Origin of the sequence: Mesorhizobium sp. M4A.F.Ca.ET.090.04.2.1 (assembly GCF_003999085.1) — a bacterium.
Classification (GTDB): domain Bacteria; phylum Pseudomonadota; class Alphaproteobacteria; order Rhizobiales; family Rhizobiaceae; genus Mesorhizobium.
The window spans coordinates 1-1,890 of the sequence record NZ_RZOT01000770.1; the positions used below are offsets into that span (position 1 = coordinate 1).

Genomic DNA, 1,890 nt, shown 5'->3' on the forward strand with positions numbered 1-1,890 from the left:
CGGCCAGGCCGTCCTCGTAGCGCATGTGCAGCTCCCAGCCCTGCTCGCCGACATAGGAGATGCGGAAAGCCGTCACATCCTTGCCGCCGATCCGGATCGGCTTGATCGCGGCGAACGGGAAGTTCTCCGGGGTCAGGCCCTCGGGGTTCTCGACAACCTTCTGTAGGGTCGCCCGCGCGTTCGGTCCCCAGATGCCGATGGTGACGTACTTCTCGGTCACGTCGGTGACGGTGACATCAAAACCTTTGTCCTGCGCAGTACGCTGCATGTAACGGAAGTCGCGCGGGCCGGCGTCGGCGCCGTCGATCACCCGGCAGCGATCGGCCATGCGGATAACGGTGAAGTCGGCGCGCACCATGCCTTCCTCGTCGAGGAAGTGGGTGTAGATGCCCTTGCCGATGTTGTTGTCGCCGCCGATCTTGGCCGCGCACAGCCATTCCAGCAGCGCGACATGGTCGGGGCCTTCGACGTCATACATCGAGAAATGCGAGAGATTGACGATGCCGCAGTCTTCGCTCATGGCGAGGTGCTCGGCATTGGAGACGCGCCAGAAATGGCGGTTGTCCCATTCGTCCTCGCGCACCGGCACTCGGTTGCCGTATTTCTCCAGCAGGTGCTCGTTGGCGGCATAGCCGTGGGCGCGCTCCCAGCCGCCCAGCTCCATGAAGTAGCCGCCGAGCTCCTTCTCGCGCTCCCAGAACGGCGAGCGCCTGATGTCGCGACCCTTGGAGAATGGCTCGCGCGGGTGCACCGCCGGATTGTAGACCTTCATCGCCGTCTCGGTGCAGCGATCCCAGATGAACTGCTCCTGCGTCTGGTGCGGGTAGAAGCGCGCATAATCGATGGCGTGATGGTCGATCGAGGTGCGGCCGTCGGTCATCCAGTCGGCGATGAGCTTGCCCATGCCGGGGCCGTCCTTAACCCAGATGGCGACGGCGTACCACAGGCCCCTCACCTTCTGGCTTTCGCCCATCGACGGGCCGCCATCGGTCGTCACCTGCAGCAGGCCGTTGAAGGAGTGGCTCTCATTGTAGCCAAGCTCGCCGAGGATCGGCGTCAGCTCCATGGCGCGCTCGAGCGGCGCAAGGATCTGCTCCATGTCGAGGTCGCGCTGCGAGGGCGACAGCCGCGCCTGGTCCTTTTCCAGGAGGTCGCGCGGATGGCAGAGGCGCGGATTGGTCTCCTCGTAGTAGCCCCATTCGATCTGTCCGCCCTCGGCGGTCTTGGGGTCGCCGGTGTCGCGCATGTAGGCAGAGTTGCCCTGGTCGCGCAGCAGCGGCCAGCCGATTTCCTTGCCGGTGCCGGCGAACTCGTTGTACGGGCCGAAGAAGGTCAGCGGATGGTCGATCGGCATGACGGGCAGGTCCTCGCCGACCAGCGCCGCGGTCAAACGGCCCCAGATGCCGGTGCAGACGACCACATAGTCGGCCATGATCGTACCGCGCTCGGTCACCACGCCCTTGATGCGGCCGTTCTCGACGATCAGCGACTTGGCCGAGGTGTTGGCGAAAGACTGAAGCTTGCCTGAGGCGACGCCCTGGTCGACGAGCTTGCCGGCGACCGTCTGCGAGCGCGGGATGACGAGGCCGGCATCCGGATCCCACAAGCCGCCCTGCACCATACTCTCTTCGATCAGCGGGAACTTTTCCTTGATCTCGGCTGGCTCGATCAGGCGCGCCCGGGTGCCGAAGGATTTGGCCGAAGCGATCTTGCGCTTGATCTCCGCCATGCGGCTGTCGTCGCCGACGCGGGCGACTTCGAGGCCGCCTATGCGGGCGTAGTGGCCCATCTTCTCGTAGAAATCGATCGAATAGAGCGTCGTCCAGCACGACAGGAAGTCGTGACTGGTGGTGTAGCAGAAGTCGGACGCGTGCGCCGTCGAGCCGATAT

General features: G+C 64.7%; 1 protein-coding gene. It reads right to left on the reverse strand.

Annotation, left to right across the window (positions count from 1 at the left end; translation table 11 throughout):
- A partial coding sequence (locus tag EN781_RS31585) for an FAD-dependent oxidoreductase (RefSeq protein ID WP_145965751.1) occupies nt 1-1,890 on the reverse strand: 1,890 nt, incomplete at both ends.